Annotated in this window: 17 protein-coding genes; 1 reads left to right on the forward strand and 16 read right to left on the reverse strand. The window is 33.9% G+C overall.

From position 1 onward, the window contains the following. The first annotated feature begins 137 nt into the window (after window positions 1–137). The gene (locus tag FcAc13_RS09765; protein ID WP_187756033.1) at window positions 138–1,955 is read left to right on the forward strand and encodes a SurA N-terminal domain-containing protein; all 1,818 of its coding nucleotides are present in this window, start codon (window positions 138–140) and stop codon (window positions 1,953–1,955) included. Between the two features lie 625 nt (window positions 1,956–2,580). Here the strand turns inward: FcAc13_RS09765 and FcAc13_RS12145 are convergent. From FcAc13_RS12145 to tig, 16 genes are all read right to left on the reverse strand, one after another. Continuing rightward, window positions 2,581–2,718 (reverse strand): DUF6882 domain-containing protein, encoded by a 138-nt coding sequence (locus tag FcAc13_RS12145; protein WP_223064584.1) that lies wholly within the window; start codon window positions 2,716–2,718, stop codon window positions 2,581–2,583. A 734-nt stretch (window positions 2,719–3,452) separates the two neighbouring features. After that, window positions 3,453–4,565: a hypothetical protein gene (locus tag FcAc13_RS09775; protein WP_187756034.1), complete on the reverse strand. Its 1,113-nt coding sequence runs from the start codon at window positions 4,563–4,565 to the stop codon at window positions 3,453–3,455. Between the two features lie 168 nt (window positions 4,566–4,733). Next, window positions 4,734–5,813: a hypothetical protein gene (locus FcAc13_RS09780; protein ID WP_187756035.1), complete on the reverse strand. Its 1,080-nt coding sequence runs from the start codon at window positions 5,811–5,813 to the stop codon at window positions 4,734–4,736. A 130-nt stretch (window positions 5,814–5,943) separates the two neighbouring features. Beyond that, the gene (locus FcAc13_RS09785; RefSeq protein ID WP_187756036.1) at window positions 5,944–8,643 is read right to left on the reverse strand and encodes an inverse autotransporter beta domain-containing protein; all 2,700 of its coding nucleotides are present in this window, start codon (window positions 8,641–8,643) and stop codon (window positions 5,944–5,946) included. Between the two features lie 509 nt (window positions 8,644–9,152). After that, the gene (purF, locus tag FcAc13_RS09790; protein WP_187756037.1) at window positions 9,153–10,667 is read right to left on the reverse strand and encodes an amidophosphoribosyltransferase; all 1,515 of its coding nucleotides are present in this window, start codon (window positions 10,665–10,667) and stop codon (window positions 9,153–9,155) included. Between the two features lie 61 nt (window positions 10,668–10,728). Then, window positions 10,729–11,187, reverse strand: coding sequence for a CvpA family protein (locus tag FcAc13_RS09795; RefSeq protein ID WP_187756038.1), 459 nt, complete (start codon window positions 11,185–11,187; stop codon window positions 10,729–10,731). Window positions 11,188–11,229: 42 nt separating this feature from the next. Continuing rightward, on the reverse strand, window positions 11,230–11,733 hold the full coding sequence (locus FcAc13_RS09800; RefSeq protein ID WP_187756039.1) for an SPOR domain-containing protein: 504 nt from the start codon (window positions 11,731–11,733) through the stop codon (window positions 11,230–11,232). Next, on the reverse strand, window positions 11,720–13,018 hold the full coding sequence (folC, locus tag FcAc13_RS09805; RefSeq protein WP_187756040.1) for a bifunctional tetrahydrofolate synthase/dihydrofolate synthase: 1,299 nt from the start codon (window positions 13,016–13,018) through the stop codon (window positions 11,720–11,722). Before folC ends, FcAc13_RS09800 begins: the two co-directional genes overlap by 14 nt. 14 nt (window positions 13,019–13,032) lie before the next feature. Beyond that, window positions 13,033–13,932, reverse strand: a complete 900-nt coding sequence (accD, locus tag FcAc13_RS09810; RefSeq protein ID WP_187756041.1) for an acetyl-CoA carboxylase, carboxyltransferase subunit beta — start codon at window positions 13,930–13,932, stop codon at window positions 13,033–13,035. Window positions 13,933–14,112: 180 nt separating this feature from the next. Then, window positions 14,113–14,892 (reverse strand): tRNA pseudouridine(38-40) synthase TruA, encoded by a 780-nt coding sequence (gene truA / locus FcAc13_RS09815; protein WP_187756042.1) that lies wholly within the window; start codon window positions 14,890–14,892, stop codon window positions 14,113–14,115. Window positions 14,893–14,907: 15 nt separating this feature from the next. Further along, a complete protein-coding gene (locus tag FcAc13_RS09820; protein ID WP_187756043.1) occupies window positions 14,908–15,912 on the reverse strand; it encodes an aspartate-semialdehyde dehydrogenase in 1,005 nt (334 codons plus the stop codon). A gap of 314 nt (window positions 15,913–16,226) precedes the next feature. Then, window positions 16,227–16,547 (reverse strand): ComEA family DNA-binding protein, encoded by a 321-nt coding sequence (locus FcAc13_RS09825; protein WP_187756044.1) that lies wholly within the window; start codon window positions 16,545–16,547, stop codon window positions 16,227–16,229. Window positions 16,548–16,817: 270 nt separating this feature from the next. Then, complete coding sequence (gene lon, locus FcAc13_RS09830; protein ID WP_187756045.1) at window positions 16,818–19,235, reverse strand: endopeptidase La; 2,418 nt, start codon at window positions 19,233–19,235, stop codon at window positions 16,818–16,820. Between the two features lie 288 nt (window positions 19,236–19,523). Beyond that, window positions 19,524–20,780, reverse strand: a complete 1,257-nt coding sequence (clpX, locus tag FcAc13_RS09835; protein WP_187756046.1) for an ATP-dependent protease ATP-binding subunit ClpX — start codon at window positions 20,778–20,780, stop codon at window positions 19,524–19,526. 301 nt (window positions 20,781–21,081) lie between these two features. Beyond that, window positions 21,082–21,702, reverse strand: a complete 621-nt coding sequence (clpP, locus tag FcAc13_RS09840) for an ATP-dependent Clp endopeptidase proteolytic subunit ClpP (RefSeq protein WP_255562893.1) — start codon at window positions 21,700–21,702, stop codon at window positions 21,082–21,084. An 85-nt stretch (window positions 21,703–21,787) separates the two neighbouring features. Next, a complete protein-coding gene (tig, locus tag FcAc13_RS09845; protein ID WP_187756047.1) occupies window positions 21,788–23,089 on the reverse strand; it encodes a trigger factor in 1,302 nt (433 codons plus the stop codon). Window positions 23,090–23,108: the final 19 nt, after the last annotated feature.

Below are 23,108 nucleotides of genomic sequence, written 5' to 3' on the forward strand. Positions count from 1 at the left end.
AGTATTGTTCGATTAACTTTAATAGCGAATCATGATAGATATGATATAATTTAACAAATGTTTATTAAGTTGTTAGTAACACTCATTACAATGAATAAACTTCAAGCTGAAGATTATTCAATGGAGAATAACGGAATATGATGGAAAAAATTCGTACGGCAGGTAATAGTACTATTGTTAAAGTAATATTTGGTTTAATTATTATCGCTTTTATTTTTACTGGGTTTGGTAATTTTTTGCAATTTGGATTTTATAGCTCAAACGATAGAAACTTATATATTGCTAAAGTTAATGGAGAAGGAATTAGTCGGGAAGTTTACGAAAAAGAACTCCAGATGGTCTTGAAAGAGGCAAAGAATTTGAAACCGGATGATCCTCTGCTCGAAGAGGTCAGTAAATCAGTTCTATCTAATATTATTAACGATGTGTTATCATATGAATTTGCCAATTCACTTGCCTTAAATATCACGGATGAGCAAATCAAAAATGTAATTCGTCAACAAAAGATTTTCTTTGAAAATAATCATTTTAGTAATCAACGCTATTTACAATTACTAGCAGAAAACAATCTGACACCGGACGTTTATGCTGCAGGATATCGCACTGAAATGAAAAAAAGTCAGTTAATTAATGGATTAATTACTACTAATTTCGTTGTTCCCAAAGATTCCGAGATTTCTGCATTGATTAACCAAACTCGAACTATCTACTTAACTGATTATAGTTTATCCAATTTAAAAGAAGATTTTTCGGTTTCAGATCAAGATATTGAGAACTTTTATAATATTCACAAGCAGTCATACACACATCCTGCTCGATTAAAAATGAAATATCTTATTAATCCTTATCCGGAAATTGAAAGAGATATTACTATTTCTCAAAATGATATCCAAGAATACTATAATGAAGGTAAACCGGGAACGATGTCATTACCAAAGCAATCCTATAGTATTTTGTCATTTAATTCACTAGCTAAAGCTCAAGCTAGCTACCAAAGTCTGATTGCTATGCCAACTCCCAAACGTTTGGCGGTAAAAATGGATCATTTAGGATGGTTTAGTAGTGAACAATCGGTTAATGAGCTTTTACAAAATCAAAAGCTAACGAAAGTTGGCAGTATTTCTAAACCCATTAAGCAGGCAAATTCATACTATATTATTCGTTTAGATGAAATTCAAGTAGCAAAAAAATTACCTTATGATTATGTTAAAGCTAACATAGAGAGTGTGTTAAAAAAAGAACAAGCTGATAAAATCTACAATGAACAACAAATCCGTTTGGAAAAAGCCGCTAAGCTACCTACTTTAGAGGAAATATCCCGTGCATCAGGCCTTCACATAAATGAATCAGAATGGACAACCGAAAATGAGATATACTCAATCGGCAGATTCCAAACAATTCGTAATATCATTTTTAGTGATTTAATGATAAAAGATGGCAAACCAACCAATGCCATTTCAGATATTATCTATGCCCCTGAATACCAAAGTAGTTTTATTGTCCAAGTGACTGATTATCAAGATGCTGGCATTAAGCCGTTTGATGAAGTTAAAAATCAAATTAAAGACTTTTTAATCACACAGAAAAAGAAAGAGCATTTTTCTGAAGCTGTTGATACAATTGTTACACAAATGAATAACGAAAATTCCAATGGCGATATCGCCTTTGCGCAGCGAGTAACATTAAAACGCACTAATAATGAAAGTAACTTACTTGATCAAAGCAGTGTCGATAAAATATTTGCCATGGTGCCAAACGCCAAAACAGGTAGAATTTTTGGCGGATCTATTGAAACCCCAACAAATGCTAAACTATATGTTTTAATCAACGTAAAAGATGGTGAAGTTGCTGATTTGTCAACGCCATTACAACTTGATTATACAACCATCAATTATGATTATGTACTTGATGAACTTCGTTCAAATGCAAAAATTGAATTGCTTTCGCAAAAATAACTATGTTATTTGATGTGATTAATTATCGTTACTTTCAAACCATCCTGACGGATGGTTTTTTATTGCTATTACTGATTAATCAACCATTAACCGCGGCAAAATCAACCATTGATATATGGTCATTGAATAATTAATAATGATGTTAGCTATAGGAAAAATTAGCACGTTTATAAAAATAAGATAATTAACTTACGTAACCCCAAAAAATGGGTAGGAAAATCTTTTTATCAATTTTAATGTTGTATTAGAATCGGTCATTTTATTTATTATACTTTCGTTAATAAGAACAGAAGCGGTTTGATTTAATTTTACCGATATATTAGTTGGTTTGTGATTTTACAAAACTATCGGGCAAATAAAAGTTAAATTGTATTAGCTTAAATTCAAACTAATACTTTTGCAACTCATAGATATATCTAATCTGACAGTCAGTTTAATGTATAGTTATGCTGGTTAGTCCTTTTTGCTCATCGTCACGGATCCATACCATAAACACTCGAGTTGAACCCGATAGGCCACTTTAACCAACTTCGCCACCGCCGAGGAAACATGTAAGAGCAGCAAACTCCCATACGTCATCCATAGACGCAGCAATTTTACGTATAGTTAGCGTCTCCATCTGATATTATTCACCAAAGTTCCGTACTCGCCGAGCAAACGCACCTAATGGTTCGCTTACTGATGGGTGATCCCTCCCCAATAACCAAGTGCCATCTTCAGTATCGTAAGTGCCGACTACTTGCACTGGTGCAATTATAATCAAATCCTTTGCGTCATTGATAAAAGCGATCTTAGCTAAATCAAGAGCAACTTTTTATGAAACTGTATCAAGGTCCTACATATCTATTGCTGCTTGTCTAGGCAACTGTATCTCATGGTTCAGCGTGTGCAATAGTCAGATCTGGCTCTAAAAGCACGACCGTAATGTTACAAGAACCTTTTCCTTTGCAGCTAAAAGTTTTTAAAAACAGATTATTTATTCTTTTTAATGTATTAATTTATGTTAATGAACCTTATAAATGTTCAATATTGGCAGTAGGATGACATACATATGCAGCATCCATTGAAGCACAATATTTTTTATATTAGATTAGAATACAATTATTGCCATTCAAGTAGATAATTTTTTGTAGATATTCGATCGTTCACAACTTGACCGAAAATTAGTGGCTTAATTTATTCTAGCAACAGAGCAACCCATATCTATCAGATATTTTGACTCTTAGTTAGATTAATTAATCCATGTTCATTTTATTATTTGCATATTTATTTCATACCGATTTATTAGGAAAAGGTTTTTAAAAGCAAATTTATCTTATCAATTTTACTATGTGTCTCTCCACTAATAGCTTTGAAACTTCACTTGATTGGCTAAAGAACAAAAGCTAAATATAATAGCGATTTAGCAAAAAACACCTCGAAAGGTGTTTTTGATTAAGAGTTTAACAATAGATGTTGGCAGCCTAATAATAATTAAATTATTCCTATTAGTTTTTATTAATCACTTAATAAACGTCTAATAAGTTCTGGACTATCATCCAATTGCGTTGTAGTAGCTGAAGTTCTAATTACAGCAGTATCGTTATAAGTTGCATCAACGCTTAAATAATACCCTTGAGCACCTGCATAACGAAGTTGTACATCAGAACTATTCTTAATTTTCAAATTACCATTTACCGGAATTTGATAAACAATACCATTTATAGTTGGTCCTTGTTGATCCATAGTTGTATTAATGCTAACCAAATCTACCACATTATCTTGGGCGGATGTAGTGGCGCCTATAGCATTCACGTCTTGATTTACCAATGACCATTTATAGTTAAAATATCCGGTTATATCAGTGTTGTCTTCTGACATTACTTTTACCGTGAAATATTCCAACACTTTTGGAATTCCATTCCCTAATTCATCTCCGATGGTAAACGTACCATTATTAAAATTTGCGCGATAAATCTTAATCTGCGCCCCGTCCTCAAAACGACGCACAACACCGCCGCTAACAGCTGTACCACCAGTACCATCATTAACGCTAGGTTCGGAAGATGAATTTTCATCAAAAAGACCTGGCGCTGTAATCTGGTGAACATAACCAACCACTACTTTATCAAATTTTGATGGATTACCGTAAGGTGTATTAGGTTGAATTCGGTAGGCTAATAATGAACCTACTGCAGCTGCAGGAATCTTCCATTTAACGGTACCGGACGATAAATCTGGATTTTGGTTGTCTTCGAAGGTAATACCACTATCCGACCAAACAAATTGTCCACTAGTGCTATCTTTATATCCAAACTTTACTGTTTGGCGTGTTTGTTTACCACCTTTATCTTCGTCAAGATCTTTATCAACCACTACGAATTTTAGCGTAAGCGTATCACCAACTTTGAGTGGCTGATTATTATTCCTGCTACTAGTGATATCCACAGAATTAGCAGTAAAAATTGATGTATTATTTACCATCTTCGATGGCGCATTAACTAACGGTGCATGACCACGTATAATGCCTGTTGTCGCAGCGATATCGTTTCCACTGGCATACGCCACATTAAAAAAATAGCCTGTTAAAAGCATTCCTAAAGCTACTTCTTTTAATATTATATATTTCATATAGAAAATACTTCCTTTGTGACGATCATTTAAATTATATATATATTCTGTTTAATAACATTAGTAGTAATTTTATGAATGCTCTTATTCATTTTCAGTTAAAACGTAAACTCAGGTAGAAGAAACACCGATTAAGGTGTTTCTTTATAACAAGTACCCTATATTAGTTTAGTTCGTAGGCGTTGCCTCAGAAGCAATTACCTTAAGTTTATATCCTTGCGCTCCTGCCACCAAGTTTTGTACAGTTTGTCCATTAGCACTCACTAGACCATTCACTGGGATCTGATAGTATAGACCTTCAATTTGCTGTCCACCTGATGACTGTCTCGCATTTACAGCATCAAGTTGAGTTATGTCTGGTTGACTTGGCGTCGGAACATTAGCCGGCTGACCCGAATTAACAATGTCTTGTCGGTTGGTGGTAAAATCAACTAAATTCCATTCGAATTTAAATTGATTCGTTATATCCGCATTCGTTATTTCGGTAGAAGTAACTTTTGGTGCATATAATAGACCAACAACTGGGGAATCATTAGCACCAATACTATTAGCGCTATAAGTTATGACACCACTGTTAACCGATATTGCGTAAAGCTCAATCGTATATGAGTCACTATCTAGACCAATTTCACCATTGGTAATGGACGGAATATCAGTACTACCGGAACCTACATTAGTCGCAGCTGGTGTGTCCCCCGAATTATCTTTAAGGCCTGCATCGTCTGATTTAAATACATCACCGTATACATACTGACTTGCTACGGACGGATTACCAAAATCTGTATTTGCAAGAATTTCATAGTAAATATGAGATCCAACCGCATCTTGTGGTATGATCCACTGAGCATAGTCACCATCATTGTCCGTACCAACACTACCACTTGCTACCCAAACAAATTCCCTAGAACGATCTTGTTTAAGCTTATTATAACCAAATTTAATCGTTTTAGCAGTTAGCTGTAAGCTATCTTTATCACCATCTTGGTCAACAACATTAAAGTAGATTCTAATTTTATAACCATTAGTTACTGTGTTGGCCTGCGCAACTGCATTATCGTTTTTGTCAAAAAGTTTAACAGTAATACTGTTTTTATCATAGACCGCTGTTGTTTTGTTTTTAGCATTAACGAGCGGTGCACGTCCTTTAATAATTCCAGTGGTAATACTATTTGCTGCATATGCTCCACTAATGCTATAACCTGCTAACAATAAGCCTATAGCGACTTTTTTTAACGTTAAATTTTTCATAAATTAAATTTCCCATTTATCTTCAACATATTGTGTTGTATTTATATAAATACACCACCTGGTGGTGTTTGCTGCTCAATAGCTAAGCTTATTTGATGATATAAACTTAGCTAAACTTATTAACTTATTTTTAATAAGTTGTTACTTGTAATTGAAAGCCTTGATCCCCGGCACATGCTGCTGGTGAAACAGGAGGATGCGCTGCGCCCCAAGTTTTCCCCGCCACGGCTAAACCAGTTGAACCATCACTTGCCAAACTGATTTTACCATTTACTAAACCTTTAATCGTATAGGTATCACTTAAACTTACATTAAACCATGGTCCATTCGGATTACCAATATAATCATTTAATTGCGTATTATTTGATCTAGAACACGCTGCATTGTTATCACCAACCAATGACCAAACAAAATTAGCTCTTATAGTAATTGCCCCATTCTGACTCGGATCAATATTATATGCTTTAGCTTCATAAGTTGAATCAACCACGAATGGATGTGTGCTATCTGGCGTCACAATAATTGAACTAGTGTTATAACTAAGTCTACCTGAAGCAACCATTTCACCGGTATCTTTGTTATATACCGCAAGCCAATTTGCCGAATTATTACTATCCACGAAATAAATCGGTAATGTTGCCGAACCATATGGAGCCACTTTAGTTGTGATATTCACTTGATTCAAGGCTGCTGTTGTTGCGATTTCTAGCAAGTACTTATCAGGTGTACCAGCTACCGGATTGATGGATTTAACTAATAAACAATCCTGATCACTCGGACATTGAGCTCCTGTTGCTGAACCATCAATAAAGTTGATGCTTCGATTATCAGTAGCGGTAACCGCTGACCAATATTGATTAATTTTATCAATATTATATGAATTAGGATAATCACTTAAAATAGTTGGATCATTAAACGATGAACCTACCTTGTTATCAAATAAGGTAACTTCTAACAATACTGAATCTACACCATCGTTTCTGGCCGCTGTTTGTAGACTTGAACCAACTGGTTCACCTGTACCGACAACAGTGGAAATGTTACGTAACTTTATTTCTCTGCGCGTAATTGATGGCTTAATGGATAACCAAGTTGTATTAGATTGAGCTATTTTTCCTTTACCATCGGTAACTTTAACATCAATTTCATAACGGCCCGCTGTTTTCGTTGTTGATGGCGCTGGATTGCGTATACCTTGTTGATTAATATACGATGGAACAAGAATTGACCAATGTTCAACATCCTTAACCGTAATAACCTTAGCACTATTACCGGCTTGACAAGGACTATTATTAACACGTCGTTCGTAACAAATATCACCACCATCATTAAATAATGCATTAAAATCGAGAATACCACTCACTGTGTTCCAAGAAGTTGGTGATATTGTAATACCATCTTTGGCATTATGTACTGCAATAGAAAGCGGAATGCTGATACCTTCCTCAAATTCACCCAATGCAGCGAGATCAACACTGAATTTTTTCTCTTTATACTCCAAAACGATAAAATTATTACGATCAACCAGATCATAACGGCTACCCTTAAGTGAACGAGCCACCTGTACCATATCTGGATCCAACTGATCTTTTAATGGTACGCCAATGCGATAATTCATCGTCATTTCAACTTTAGCTTGTTTCTTAGCGTCTTTACCTTGTTTATGTTCACCTTTAATGGTGAATAATGGAACAGGTGTATAATCAATACCGACTGTTAAAGCATAAGGATCTTTTTGTAAATTATCTTTACCAAATAAAGCAACTTTTTTACCATAATATTGCTCAAACATTAAAGATGCACCAAAATGCGGATAAGATGGTAAATACCCTTGGAATCGAATATCAAATCCTCGTGCTGCACGTTCTAGATAATCATCAAAATCTTTAGAATGTTTCCAATCGGATAATGGCATATAGTAGTTAGCCGCAAATTTCATATAATCCGACCATGCTTCCAAACCAAGACCTAAACGATTGTGATTACGTTTAAAATCATGGTCAAAAAATACGTTATAACCCAATAACCAACTCTTATCAGCCACATCCCAACGCTGACCAATACCAAAGTTAGCAATCCGGCGATCTTTTTCGTATTCCTGATAGGTTAATTGTGAAAAGATCAATGTTCGATCAGAATCGTACCAAGGACTAAATAATTTTACATTTACATTATTTAGTCTGGCTTGATCGCTCACATCGAATGATAATTGTGCTGTTCCAAAAAGACCTAAGAAGTCTTGCGCAGCTGTTTGAATAGGATCGATGACTTGGCTATGGACTTGGCTTCGAATATAGCTTTCAGCATAATCTTTAGCATTAGTGTGTAACTCATCTTTTATTCTACTGGAAGACATATTTTCCCAATCTTGTTGCCCCAAGAATTGCAATGCATTGGCTAAATGAGTTTCGATGACTTCATTATCCGAAGCTTTTTTATTATCTACCGTTTCGGAAGATCCCAAACTAGGGAGGTTATATTTATTTTCGCTCTCAATTTTACTTTCCGCAATAAGAGGTGGCAATAATGGCGAATTAGCGGGCAATATAATGCTTTGACCTTCTTTAACTACATCAACATTATCATATTCACCTTTATTAAGTTCACGTAATTCCATAATGGAAATACTACTCAATAGCGCAATTTGATACAGGCTGCGTTGTTGATCATTGATAAAAATTCGCACAGCATCTTCAGTTTTTTCAGAACTGTTAGTATAATTATTGGTTATTGTAGAATTAGCACTTATTTTAGCATAAGCAGCATTATAACTTAAAGTCACAATCACAAATGTTGCAACAGTAGTTAAATTAAAATACTTCTTTATCATAGTAATTCCTTAACTTTGCTCATGTTTTTTTATAATTATGTGCTTTTATCAAAAATTCATACAAAAATTCTTATAATTTTCCGTCAAATTTATAATATTTTAACAAAACAATCAATAACTATTTTGTTATTATTGGTATTAATTATAAGCGACAAATGATTATATTCCTTATAATTCAACTGGTTACGATTAAAAAAAATATGACATATTTGTAATTTAGTAACATATTTTTGTAAAAATTACTTAACAAATATTTAATAATCTAGATAAAATAATTAATTCTAATAATAACTTAAATTTATAAAACTGATTTTTATTTCTTTTTTGAAAACAATCCGTTTACTACCTTATTGATTTCGCGGATTGTTTATTTGTGAATGGTGGTTTAGTGAAAATTGAGATAAAAATTAACCAAATTTATTTTATTCCTTTATCAATAATACTATTGACGCGATTTTGTATTTTTAATCGTGAAATAAATTATAATTTTATATGTCAATAATCTTTAGTTATTGATCGACATTATAGATTTCTAAATTTTCTGCTTCTTTATTAAACAATGTTGAATTTTTCTGACTCCTGGTTAATTCAAGAGCAGATAAATAGGATTTAGTAATATCTCCTGTTATATAATGACCATCAAACACAGAACATTCAAATTCGGTAATTTTAGGATTACCTTCATTGACCGCAGCAATTAAATCTTTTAAATCTTGAAAAATAAGTTTATCGACACCTATTTTTTGTGCTATTTCATTAATCGTCTTATTATAAGCAATTAGTTCTTCTGCTGCTGGCATATCAATTCCATACACATTTGGATAACGTATTTCAGGGGCAGCTGAAGCCAAATAGACTTTTTTAGCACCGACAGAACGAACCATTTCAATAATTTCTTGCGAAGTGGTACCACGTACAATGGAATCATCAACTAATAAAACATTCTTACCTTCAAATTCAATCCGATTAGCATTTAACTTCCGTCTTACTGAACGACGACGAATTGATTGACCTGGCATAATAAATGTACGTCCTACATAGCGATTTTTCACAAATCCTTGTCGATAAGGTTTGTTTAAAATTCTGGCTATTTCTAATGCTGCATCACATGATGTTTCTGGTATTGGAATAACCACATCAATATCTAAATCATGCCATTCACGCGCGATTTTTTGACCTAACTTTTGTCCCATTAAAATTCGTGATTGATACACTGAAATCCCGTTCATCAATGAATCCGGACGAGCAAAATAGACATATTCAAAAATACATGGACAAAATTCAACTTGATCAGCACATTGTTGTGCAAAAAGTTGCCCATCATAAGTAATATAAATCGCTTCACCCGGTTTAACATCGCGCATAAATTCAAAATCTAACGTATCTAATGCAACACTTTCAGAAGCCACCATATATTCTGTATGCCCATCAATAACCCGTTTACCTATGACCAATGGACGAATCCCATTGGGATCACGGAAAGCAATCAATCCATGGCCGATAATCATTGCCACGCATGCATAAGCACCTTTAATGATTTTGTTAAGCTGATAAATTGCCGAAAAAATATTATTTGGGGTTAATCGCGCAGTAGAAAACTTATCAAGTTCACTGGCAAAAATATTTAATAATACTTCGGAATCAGATTGTGTGTTAACATGCCGTCTAACTTTTTGTAATATTGTTTCTCGCAATTCACGAGTATTAGTTAAATTTCCATTATGAGCTAGTGTGATACCATATGGAGAATTAACATAAAATGGCTGGGCTTCTGATACGTTAGAACTACCTGCGGTTGGATAACGCACGTGCCCTATTCCGATATTTCCTTGTAACCGCTGCATATGTTGCAATTGAAATACATCTTGTACCAATCCATTGGCTTTACGTAATCTGAAATAATTATGCTGATCTATGGTTACAATTCCTGCTGCATCTTGTCCACGATGTTGCAACACAGTAAGAGCATCATAAATAGATTGATTGACTGGACTAAAAGCAACAATTCCTACAATACCACACATAAACTAACCCTCAATAAATTAATTATTATCATTGATGCGCTGCTAATAAAGCGGTTGAACTTTAAAATACTCCAAAAAACCAATGAATTAAATATTCAAAATGGGGAATTAAAATTGAATTTTGCCACATTAAACTCTGTGATAATGAGGTAAATGTATCACAACAGAATAATATTGCTGTAACAATCAATATACCGCGTAACACACCAAACACCGTACCCAAAATCCGATCAATCGTTGATAACCCCACATGATGTATAATTTCGCAAATGATATATCTCACCACGCTACAAACTATCATTGTTGTAATAAAAAGCACAATGACAGCGATAATATTACGAATATATCCATTATCAAAATAGGTTAAATAGTCAGCTATATGATAGTAAAACTGACTGGCAACAAAACATGCACTAATCCAACTGATTAACGATAACGCTTCTTTAACAAAACCACGTAATAGGCTAACTAAAGCTGATAAGCCAATAACACAAAGAATAATAATATCTATCCAATTCACTACAAATAGATTCCTCTAAAAAATGACAATTTTATTGCTATTCTACTGTAATATATAGCCTTTAAGTTTAGTCAAATTCTCTAAATCAATAATAACCATATCAGCCTGTTCTCGGGTTTGATAATTTCCAACTAATAATCGTGTAAGCTGACCATCTTTAACAACTTGAGGAACGGTGTAAACATCATAATTATTTAAACGTAAAAGAGCGATTAATTCATCAATTTTTTGTTTATTTTTTAAAGCAACTAATTGTATAACATAGCCTTTATCACTCGGTGAATAGCTACTTTGATTATTGGCAGGATATTGTTCATGTTGATCAGAATTATTCACTTGAAAATCAATATTATTTCTATTATCAAGTGATGCAGACGGTGATAACTGGTTATTGTCTGTTTCGAGATTATTCGTTGAAGGGAGTAAAGGAATCGTAGTGGTAGTTTTTTTGGTTTTGTCAGTTATAACATAGGGGGCAATAATTAAACTAAACAATATTAAAGAGATAATCCCGATTAGTCGATTTCTAATTTTACTGCTCATCATTTTTAACGATTCCTAAAATATCTGATACGGTATGAAATGAACCACAAATAACAATAATATCATCATCATCTGCATCCGATTTTACCTGCTCCCAAGCAGATTTTACGGATGGAAAAGTAAATACAGTCGCGACGGATTGATCAATAAAGGCAGCAATATCACCAGCCTTTGCACCTCTTTCACCATACAATGATGCACAATACCAATAATCAGCATGCAGAGCAGCAATAGTCGATTTGATATCTTTATCTTTTAGCATCCCAATGACAAACCGTAGTTTTTTAATGTTGCCACGTTGTATAATGCATTCTTGCAATTGATTGGCTAAATACGTTGCAGCATGAGGATTATGTGCAACATCAATAATAACTAATGGTTTTTCTTGAATAACTTGAAATCTGCCGGTTAATGCGGTATTAGCTAAACCTTGATAAATACTCTCTGAATCAATATCTAATTGTGAATAACTTATCGCAGCTAAGGCTGTTGCTGCATTCGCTAAAGGAATTTTTGGTACTGGCAAATTATTATAATGGTTTTTTGATGATTGAAATTGCCAAATCCGGTCGTTAATTAAACGATATTGCCAGTCAAAACCTAAGTTAGGCGCGCAAATATGCAATTGAACATGTTTTTTCTTTGCACATGCAATAATAGATTGAGGTGTATTAGGTTCACCGACAATGGCAATACAGTTTTGTTTAAAAATACCGGCTTTTTCTTGCCCGATACTTTCAAGCGTATTACCCAAATAATCTACATGATCTAATGCGATTGAGGTTATGACCGCTACATCAGCATCAACAATATTGGTAGCATCTAAACGTCCGCCCAAACCGACTTCTAAAATCACAACGTCAAGATTGGCTTGTTTAAACATTAATAAGGCTGCAAGGGTCGAATATTCAAAATAAGTCAGTGAGATATCCTGACGTTCCTGTTCTATGAGATTAAAGGCATTAGTATGCTGTGTATCAGGTAGCTCCTGATCATTAATACGAACACGTTCGGTATATCGTAAAATATGAGGAGAACTATAAACGCCAACCCGTAAACCTGCAGCTAATAAAATCATTTCAAGGGTACGGCAAGTTGTCCCTTTACCATTAGTACCAGCAATAGTGAACACATAAGGAGCCGGTTTGCCTATATCTAATCGTTGAGCAACTTGACTGACTCTTTCCAAACCTAATTCAATTGTTATAGGATGAATTTGTTCCAAATAACTAAGCCAAGTTTCTAACGTTGACTTGGCATTTGGTTTTTCTGACTTCGCTATATTCATGATATAAGCTACAATTAATTTTGATCCACTGAAACTTCCACAGCAGCGGTATTAAAAGGATCGGGTAATCGCATCAATTTAGCCAATATACTAGCCACTTTTGTTCGCATATCCTTACGATGAATGATGAGATCTAATGCACCTTTTTCGAGTAAGAACTCACTTCGTTGAAAACCGGTAGGAAGTGTTTCTCTTACCGTTTGTTCAATAACGCGTGGTCCGGCAAAACCAATTAAAGCTTTAGGTTCAGCAATATTAATATCACCTAACATGGCAAGGCTTGCTGAAACGCCACCCATTGTTGGATCTGTCATAACAGAAATAAAAGGTAATCCTTCATCTTGCATTTTGGCTAAAATTGCACTGGTTTTTGCCATTTGCATTAGTGAAAATAAGGCTTCTTGCATACGAGCGCCACCACTTGTTGAAAAACAAATTAATGGACACTTATCTTCAATCGCTTGCTCTGCTGCTCTGACAAACATCGCACCGACCACAGATGACATTGAACCACCAATGAAAGAAAATTCAAAAGCGGCGGTTACCACAGGAATACCAAATAAAGTGCCCTTCATAGCAATCATGGCATCTTTTTCATGGGTTGCTTTTTGTGCTGCTGTTAAACGATCTTTATATCTTTTCGAATCTTTAAATTTTAGTACATCTTTGGGTTCTAAATCGGTACCAAGCTCAATATCAGAACCTTCATCTAAAAAATAATATAAGCGAACACGTGCAGGCATTCGCATATGATGATCACATTTAGGACAGACTTCTAAATTGCGTTCAAGTTCTGCTTGATAAATAATTTGTTCACAACTAGGACATTTAGTCCAAACCCCACCAGGGATATTTGCTTTTTTATGATTCGACGAGATATTATTCTTATTCAGAATTTTTTCAATCCAACTCATTATTAACCTTCTAGTAGCATATTGAAAGTACTATACAAGCACATATTGTAATAACATCAACTTTAAAATATTTCCTATTGTATATTATTTTAATCCGTTACTTAATAAATATTTTAAATTTAGCATAATTTCTAAGCAAAAATTAACATCACTTTCAGATACCAGACTTAATCAATAAATTCATAAAAATAAAGGACCTAATGAATTTTTAGGTAATTGGAAATGATCAGGATAGATCACATCGACTAAATAGAGTCCTTCTGGTTTAGCTGTCGCAGCGGCTAATGTTCGATCTTTTGAGGATAATAAAAATTGTATCCATTCTTCAGATTGATGACCATTCCCAACTTCAATCAGACTACCAACTATATTTCTGACCATATGGTGCACAAATGCATTAGCTTGAATATCAATAACAATATAACGTTGTTGTCTAGTTACCCTAATATGATGTACATTTCTAAATGGAGACAAAGATTGACATTGGGCAGCTCTAAATGCGCTGAAATCATTTTCACCTAATAAAACTTGGGCAGCTTTATGCATTTTATTTTCATCTAAGTCTGGATAATAATGGCTAATCCCCTTATTGAGAATGCCGTGCCGAAGAGGATGATTGTAAATAATGTAGCGATATCGACGAGCCAATGCACTAAATCTAGCATGAAAATCATCGTCAACAATTCGTGCCCATTTAACCGCTATATTAGCTGGTAAATTAGCATTTACACCAAAGGTCCATGCAGTAATCGATCGTTGTGTTTGCGTTTCAAAATGAACGACTTGCCCAGTAGCATGGACACCAGCGTCAGTTCGACCGGCACAAAAAATTGAAATAGATTCGTTCGCAATTTTACTCAATGCAGTTTCTAATGTTGCTTGAATAGAAACAACACGTTGTTGTTTTTGCCAGCCAAAATATTGGCTGCCATCATATTCTATACCTAATGCCACTTTCATTATGGTAACTCGCAATTATAAATATTCGGTAAGTAATTTTTCGGCCGTTTCTAATAAAATTTGTGCCCCTAAAAAACGAATATTATCACTCACGCTAAAACATTTTATTTGCTCAGAATGACCATGATTATAGCGAATATCAGCAAGATGAATCGATTGCAACCCTTCTTGTTCAGCTTTAACTTGTGTTACTGGTGTTGGATAATCAGAAGTCATAAGCGTGACACCATATTCCAAGCCAAAACTATCATCGTAACCAAAATCAATATTGACAGGTGTTGAAGAAGTAAAAGTCAAGGATTGGGTTAGGCCATAAAATACTGGGACCAACATTGCATCAATCGTTATTGATAACTGGTAATCACCGGTTATTTTTCTAATTTCCTCAATAATAGTCACCTCATCTGCCAGCGCATTATTTAGTGGCAAAATATTAAATGCCATTTGTTTATTAAAAAGTTCATTTTCAGCCGGTAATCCATTAAGCAAACGTGCGCTTTGATTGGCTAATTGTTCAGCTCCATTTTTACCATAAAATGAGGCCGGAATTAAATTAGTAATATGCAATTGTAATAACTGCCGTATATCTGTTAATGTTGCAACTGTTCTCAGCGCCTGACTAACAACCGGATTAGCTACCGCAATAATATTTTCATTACGAAAATCCGCTAATAAACTATCATTAATCCTCGGTAAAACTAAGGGAATATTATCTTCTTGTGCAAAACAACCAGAAGCATCAATTACTATACATCCAGACTGTGCAACTAAACGAGCATATTGTTGAGAAACAGACTGATTAACGGCAAAAAATGCAATATGATATTGTGACCAGTCAACTGTGTTAATATTTTCAATCGTGAGATTTTTACCTGATACACGAACGGTTTCACCTTCACTATTATCACTGCCAATTAATCCAATATTATCAATCGATAAGTTGCTAAATTGTAACAAATCAACTAAGGCTTTTCCTACCTGACCACTCGCACCAACTACGGCAATATTCCATGATGACATAATTTACTAACCTATTAATAATTTAATCAATTTCGGCTGATTATACTGACTATTGTAACTAAGATACAGTGGTAATCCATTATTAAATAATGATACATAAAATTCCTAACGGTTATAGGATTACTTAAAAAGTCTTATACAACAATTTGAATCTAATTCATTAAAGAAAATAACTAAAAATATCATTAAGATCATACTATTTACAGTTGATTATCGGTTTTATTTAAAATATGGAATTACCCTCATATTCAATGAATTACGCTATTAAATTTATCCAACTTAATAGCGTTAATTTAATTTGAATTATCAGTATATTACAGCGAAATTTTACCATTGTTTCTATCAAGTATCGATTGACCAATTCCTGATACTTCTTTAAGTTGTTCTATTGTAACAAAGGGGCCGAACTTATCCCGATATTCAATAATTTTTTTTGCTTTATTTAAACCAATGCCATTTAGTCCTTTTACTAATTCTTCTGCTGAAGCAGTATTAATATTTACCGTTGCCATTTGCGCAATTTGATTAGGGGGATTATTTTCTGATGTTTGTTGTTCAGCCATAGCTGTAGGAGATAAGTTAATAGTTAATAATAATAAAATAATAACATTAAAATACACTTTAAATTTTTTCATAGTTTTTTCCTGAATTAGTAATAATTGGTAAAAAGACTATGCCATGAATAAATATTTAATAAGACAATCAGTGATAGTATTTCCTAATAGTTTGAAAACCATTTTGTTATTTTTCTTATCATTCTTAATATTTGTGATTTAACTAGCAATATAATATGTGGTTTTCCATCTTGTATATCTGCTATACCTAATGATAAGTTTAGATATTTAATCAAAAATGACATTACAAAAAAACCAGCTTTTATGCTGGTTTTTTAAATAGGTTTTTGATTAATTTAATCTTCCTAAGTTGGAAAGATCATTCTTTGATTTTTTAGTTGTCCGTTTAATTGACGTTTTAGCAACCTTCACTGGTTCACTTCCGAATGGATTATTAAGCAGTGCGATAGTCAATACCTCATCAATCCATTTCACAGGATGAATATCCAATGCAGCTTTAACGTTATCCGGGATATCTTCTAAATCTTTAACATTGTCTATTGGAATAATTGCCGTTTTTATTCCTCCACGATGAGCAGCTAAAAGTTTTTCTTTTAAGCCTCCGATTGGTAAAACTTGTCCTCTTAGTGTAATTTCTCCAGTCATGGCAACATTGGCTTTAACTGGATTACCCGTTAAAGTAGAAATCAGAGAAGTACACATCGCAATACCAGCACTTGGACCATCTTTTGGCGTTGCGCCATCAGGTACGTGAACATGAATATCACGTTTTTCATAAAAATCGGTATTAATACCTAACTTTTCTGCGCGAGATCGTACAACTGTTAATGCTGTCTGAATCGATTCTTGCATTACCTCACCTAACGATCCTGTATAAGTCAATTTACCTTTACCTGGCACACTTACCGATTCGATTGTTAATAAATCACCACCTACTTCAGTCCATGCTAAACCATTCACTTGCCCTATACGGTTTTCACTATCAATTTTGCCATAGTCAAAACGCTGTACTCCCAAAAATGCTTTTAAATTGTTTTGATTTACAACTACTTTCTTCTGTTTTTTATCTAACGATAATTGCTTAACCACTTTGCGGCAAATTTTCGCGATTTCACGTTCTAAACTTCGAACGCCTGCTTCACGGGTATAGTATCGAATAATACCGATAATTGCTGAATCTTCGATAATAATCTCACTAGGTTTAAGACCATTATTCTCAATTTGTTTATAAATAAGATGCTGCTTAGCAATGTTTAGTTTTTCATCCTCGGTATAACCTGATAAACGAATCACTTCCATTCGATCTAACAATGGTCCTGGAATATTCATTGAGTTTGCGGTTGCCACAAACATCACATCCGATAAATCATAATCAACTTCTAAATAGTGGTCACTAAAAGCATTATTTTGCTCAGGATCAAGAACCTCAAGCAACGCTGAAGCAGGATCGCCACGCATATCGGAAGCCATTTTATCGATTTCATCCAACAAGAAAAGCGGATTTTTAACACCAACTTTTGCCATTCTCTGCAACAATTTACCAGGCATTGAGCCAATATAAGTTCTTCGGTGCCCACGAATTTCAGCTTCATCACGCACACCACCTAATGCCATACGGACATATTCACGTCCTGTGGCTTTGGCAATAGATTGCCCCAATGAAGTTTTACCAACCCCCGGTGGTCCAACTAAACATAAAATTGGACCTTTCACTTTATTTACCCGGCTTTGTACAGCTAAATATTCTAATATTCGGTCTTTTACACGTTCTAAGCCATAATGATCACGATCAAGAACTTTTAAAGCCTCTTTTATACTTTTCTTAACTTTGCTTTTTTTATGCCACGGTAACTGTAACATCCAATCGATGTAACCTCTAACAACAGTGGCTTCTGCAGACATAGTTGGCATCATTTTTAATTTGTTAAGCTCAGCCATAACCTTTTCAGTGGCTTCTTTTGGCATTTTAGCTTTTTCAATTTTCTTTTTTAGCTCTTCATATTCATCAGGTTTATTTTCAAGATCACCCAATTCTTTATGAATCGCTTTAATTTGCTCATTAAGATAGTATTCTTTTTGCGCTTTTTCCATTTGCTCTTTAACGCGCTGGCGAATATTTTTTTCAACTTCTAATAAATCAATTTCAGATTCCATTAACGAAGCCAAAAGTTCAAAACGTTTCTCTAAATCCAGCGTTGCTAAAATTTCTTGTTTTTGATCAACTTTAATAAATAACGTTGCGGCAATAGAATCGGCTAATTGATCAGGTTCCTGAATATGATGAATAGAATCTACAACTTCGTGAGTGATTTTTTTATTTAATTTGGAATATTCTTCAAAATTCGATAATACTACACGTATCAATGCTTCATTTTCAATACTTTTAGTGGCTATTTCAGGTTCGATACGTCCAATAAAAAATTCTTCTTTATCTTGATCAACGATTTCAATAAGTTTAGCTCTTTGTGTCCCTTCAACTAAAACTTTAATCGTACCATCAGGTAACTTTAAGAGTTGTAAAATTTCAGCGATTGTCCCTACTGTATAAAGATCACTTTCTTGTGGATCTTCTTGCGTTGCATCTTTTTGAGTTACTAAAAAGACTTTTTTATCCATTTCCATTGCTTTTTCTAAACAACGAATTGATTTTTCTCTTCCCACAAACAGAGGCATAACCATATGTGGAAAAACGACCACATCTCTTAATGGCAATATTGGTATCATCTGTTTTGATTGTTTTGTTCTCATATAACTCTCTCTAGTAGCGTTACTTAATATTAAGCTTATATTGGGGTCAATAATGAATATTCAAGTCTATTTATTGAATCTCATATTATTCTTGTTAAAATTCAACATATAGAATTAATATTGCTCATTGAAGGAGGCAAAATCTGTTATAAGTTATTATTAAATGTATATAATAACGTTTCATTTTAACACTAATAACTAAGAATAAAAGAAAAATGGTAAGATGCAGATCTCTGATAAATAAAGAATAATCAACACACCTGAAATTTCAAGTGTGTTGGGATAGGATTAAATATGATATATAATTTCTGGTGTGGTCGAATTTTTGATTGTTTCTTGATTTATAACCACTTTTTTCACATTTTTCAACGATGGTAAGTCATACATTGTTTCAAGTAACACTCCTTCAACAATCGATCTTAAACCTCTTGCACCTGTTTTACGTTGCATCGATTTTTCAGCGATCGCATCAAGTGCTTCATCCGTAAATTCTAATTCAACATTTTCTAAATCAAATAATACTTTATACTGTTTAGTTAGTGCATTCTTCGGTTCAGTTAAAATTTTAATCAATGCGATTTTATCTAACTCAGCAAGAGCGGCAATAACAGGCAATCGGCCAATGAACTCAGGAATAAGACCAAATTTAATTAAATCTTCAGGCTCAATTTTAGCAAATAACTGAGATTCGGATTCTTTTTGTTTTTGGCTCTTAACTTCAGCACCAAATCCAATACCTCTGTTTACCGAGACTCTTCTTTCAATTACTTTATCAAGTCCGGCAAACGCACCACCACAAATAAATAAAATTTTTGAAGTATCAACTTGCAAAAATTCTTGTTGCGGATGCTTGCGACCACCTTTAGGTGGTACCGAGGAAACCGTACCTTCAATAATCTTTAATAATGCTTGTTGTACACCTTCACCTGATACATCACGCGTAATAGATGGATTATCAGATTTTCGGGAAATTTTATCTATTTCGTCAACGTAAATTATTCCTCGTTGCGCTTTTTCAACATCATAATCACAATTTTGTAATAATTTTTGAATAATATTTTCAACATCTTCTCCAACATACCCCGCTTCCGTTAGCGTTGTCGCATCAGCTATAGCAAATGGAACATCCAAAAAGCGCGCTAAAGTTTCTGCAAGTAAGGTTTTACCACTTCCCGTTGGTCCGATAAGAAGAATATTACTTTTCCCTAATTCAACGCCACTTTCATTTTTCGGCGCTCTGATTCGTTTATAATGGTTATAAACAGCAACAGATAATACTTTTTTTGCCTGATCCTGACCAATGACATATTCATCTAAGTGAGCGCGGATTTCATGTGGAGTTGGTAAAGCCTTTTCGGTTGAAGTATCGTCAACAAAAAGGGTGTTTGTCTCTTCTTGTAAGATATCATTACATAATGCAATACATTCATTACAAATATAAATTGATGATGGCCCTGCAATTAGCTTTTTTACTTCATGTTGGCTTTTCCCACAAAAGGTACAATAAAGTAATTTACCGGAATTCTCTTTATTCACTACATCCACCTATCGATTACAAATAAATTGATTTACTCATTTTGAATCATCATATCTAACTCTTAATTTAAGAGTTAACCACTTAAATAACGTTTCTTTATGTTATTTATTCCTATTTCTAAAAGAATAAACATAAATTAACGAGTTAAAAATTCAATTAACCAAAATGAACTAATGGTTAATGATATCATAAACTAGCTAATGTGATCTTAAATAGTCATATTTAGACCAAAAGTTCACTTTGTATGCCAGTTTATCCTTACAAAAAGTTCTGATTGAAAAACATTAATTATATTTCTCAAAAACCAAGCTATTGAGCACGTTTATTAAAAATAGCATCAACTAACCCATACTCTACGGCTTGCTCTGCTGACATAAAATTATCGCGGTCAGTGTCTTTTTCTATTACTTCAATTTTCTGTCCAGTATGGTAAGCCATCAATTCATTCATTCTATTTTTAATTTTCAAAACTTCTTGTGCATGAATTTGAATATCCGAAGCTTGCCCTTGAAAACCCCCTAACGGTTGATGAATCATCACTCGTGCATTGGGTAAACAATAACGTTTACCTTTAGTTCCCGCTGTTAATAAAAATGCGCCCATGGAACAAGCTTGACCTAAACAGATTGTACTTACATCCGGCTTAATAAATTGCATCGTATCATAGATAGACATGCCGGCAGTAATGACACCTCCTGGTGAATTGATATAAAGATAGATATCTTTTTCTGGATCTTCTGCCTCTAAAAATAACATTTGCGCAACAATTAAATTAGCCATATTATCTTCAACTTGACCAGTTAAAAATATAATACGTTCTTTTAAAAGACGAGAATAAATGTCATAAGCTCTTTCACCACGTGAATTTTGCTCGACAACCATTGGGATCACTGCCATTCTTTCTTCAATAGAAGTGTTGTTAAAAGACATTTTTTCTCCTTAACTAACAAAACAGCCCAAAAAAGAGTATTCTCATTTTGGGCTATAATTTTAAAAAAATCAAAAACTAACTTTATTAAGCCGGTTTTTGGTTCATTAACTCAGAAAATGAATATGTTTTTTCAGTTACTTTTGCTTTTTCAAGTAATAAGTCAATTACTTGATCTTCTAAAGCAACTGCTTTTAAATTTTCTGATGCTTTCTTATCTTCATTATAATAAGCTATGACTTCTTGAGGATCTTCATAAGCGGTAGCAATTTCCTCAATCAATGTTTTCACGCGCTCTTCGTTTGCTTCCAGTTTATTAGTTTCAATAATTTCGTTGAATAATAAACCAACCACTACACGATGTTTCGCTTCATCGGCAAATAACTCACGTGGTAAATCAACCGGTTGTTTTGTATTAGCGCCAAAACGTGCCATTGCTTGTTTTCTTAATACATCAACTTCACGATCTATTAATGCGGTTGGAACGTCAATATTATTATGTTTTACTAACTCTTTAATCACTGCAGCTTTTGTTTTGTTACGGATAGTTGCCGTCAATTCGCGTTGCATATTTTTTTGTACTTCTGCTTTCAAAGCTTCTAGCGTACCATCAGCAATACCGAAACGTTTAATGACTTCCTCAGTTAAATCGGGTAATTCCAACTCTTCAACTTTTTTCAATGTAGAAGCAAATTTAGCCGCTTTACCTTTTAAGTTTTCCGCATGATAATCTTCTGGGAAAGTTACATTGATATCAAACTGTTCACCTGCTTTATGGCCTAGGATTGCATCTTCAAAACCAGGAATCATACGACCTTGCCCTAATACTAAAGTAAAGTCTGTCGCTTTACCACCTTCAAACTCTTCACCATCAACAGTGCCTAAGAAATCTAAAACAACACGTGATTGTTCTTTCGCTTCGGTTGCCACTTCTTTCCAGGTACCTTGTTGTTTACGCAATGTCTCAATCATTGTTTCAACATCAGCATCACCAATATTAGCTACTGGTTTTTCAACTTCCATTTTATCAAGATCTTTAATTTCAACTTGCGGATAAACTTCAAATTCAACTGTAAAGTGATAATCTTCACCATCTTTATATTCTGTAGGATTATAAGTAGGCGAACCAGCTGGATTAATCTTTTCTTGAATAATCGCTTCAATAAAATTACGTTGCATTAATTCACTTAAAGCATCCTGAAGAATAGAAGCGCCAAAACGTTGCTCAACAATTTTTAAAGGTACTTTACCTTTTCGGAAACCATCAATACGGACTTTCTTTGCCGTATTTACAACTTCTTTTTGTACCGCTTTTTTTATCTCTTCTGATGGAATAGTAATCGCCAAACGTCTACCTAATCCCTGTGTTGTTTCCACCGAAACTTGCATCTTTTTATACCTCAGAATC

The organism is Frischella japonica, from assembly GCF_014489845.1.
Classification (GTDB): domain Bacteria; phylum Pseudomonadota; class Gammaproteobacteria; order Enterobacterales; family Orbaceae; genus Frischella; species Frischella japonica.